We start from the raw sequence: 1450 nt of genomic DNA on the forward strand, positions 1-1450 counted from the left end.
ACGCGACCGTCCCGGCCGTCGCGGCGGACGAGGTCGCCGGGGTGCTGGCCCGCTACGACGGGTGCACGACGGCGAAGGTCAAGGTCGCCGAGCGCGGCCAGGCCCTCGCCGACGACCTCGACCGGGTCGCCGCGGTGCGAGACGTCATGGGGCCCGAGGCCCGCATCCGGGTCGATGCCAACGGCGGCTGGTCGCTGACCCAGGCCGCCGATGCGCTGGCCGGGCTGGCTCCCTTCGACCTCGAGTACGCGGAGCAGCCGTGCGCCGACGTGCGTGACCTCGCCCGGCTGCGCGTCGAGCTCGCCCACCAGGGCCTCGACGTGCCGGTCGCCGCCGACGAGTCGATCCGCAAGGCGCAGGACCCGCTCGAGGTCGCGCGGCTGCGGGCGGCCGACGTCGTCGTGGTCAAGGTCGCGCCCCTCGGGGGAGTGCGCTCCGCGCTGCGCATCGTCGAGGACTGCGGCCTGCCCGCGGTCGTCTCCTCGGCCATCGACTCCAGCGTCGGCCTGCGCGCCGGCGTCGCGCTCGCCGCGGCGCTGCCCGAGTTGCCGCACGCCTGCGGTCTCGGCACCGCCGCCCTGCTCACGGCCGACGTCACGAGCGACCCGCTCGTCCCCGTGGGTGGGGCCCTGGCCGTGCGGGATGTCGTCGTCGAGCCCGACCTGCTTGCGACGCACGCCGCGCCGCCGGAGCTGGTGGCGTGGTGGCGTGAGCGGGTCCGGGCGCGTGGGCGGCCCGCGGCTGAGGCTCGTCCACAGCCGCGCCGCACTGCAGTCGTCCGTCCACAGCCCGGGGCGCGCCCGGCCGCACGTCGACGAGCCGGGGTTGGCTGGCGACATGCAGATCTCGCCCCTCAACCCCGTCGACCTCACCGATGTCGCGGCCCGTCTCGAGCAGGCGGCCGGACGGATCGAGGTGTGCGCCGTGCAGGCGCGCACCGCCACGTCGACGACCTGGCGCGGCGAGGCGGCGGTGCTCCACCACGACCGGGTCGACGAGCACGCGGGCGACCTGCGCGGGCTCGCTCGTCGGCTGCGCGCGGCGGCCGGGCTGGTCCGCGATCTCGAGGCGGCCGCGCGGCGGCGGATCGACCTCGTGGGAGACGCCGACGTCACCGCCGGTGACTGGCCGATCGAGGTGGTCGGCCGTGGCTGAGATCAGGGTGAGCGGTGGGGCAGCGGGTCTGTCCGTGGCGCTCGACGAGCTCGAGGCCGCGGCGGACCGTCTGGGCCGGTCGCGACCGAGGTGGGTGAGGTCGCCGTCGCCGTGGGACTCGTCGGGTTCGACCCGCGGGTGCAGCTCGCGGCGCTCACAGCGCCGCTCGAATACCTCGCCGTCGAGCGGGCGGTGCTGACCTGCGCCGGGCCCACAGGGGCAGCGGGCCTGTCGGTCGACGTCGCCGCCACCGGTGTCGCGACGCAGGCGGCGGTCCGGGCCTATCGCGAGGGCG

Annotated in this window: 1 protein-coding gene and 1 pseudogene; both read left to right on the forward strand. The window is 76.8% G+C overall.

Going from position 1 to position 1450, the window contains the following annotated elements; translation table 11 throughout:
• Nucleotides 1-722 (forward strand): annotated as a pseudogene (locus AC2W7J_RS18100) (o-succinylbenzoate synthase); the annotation flags it as partial.
• A 523-nt stretch (nucleotides 723-1245) separates the two neighbouring features.
• Nucleotides 1246-1450, forward strand: a 205-nt coding sequence (locus AC2W7J_RS18105) for a hypothetical protein (RefSeq protein WP_485984155.1), incomplete at its 3' end; no start/stop codon positions are given.

The organism is Janibacter sp. CFPM2_SD2, from assembly GCF_057364645.1.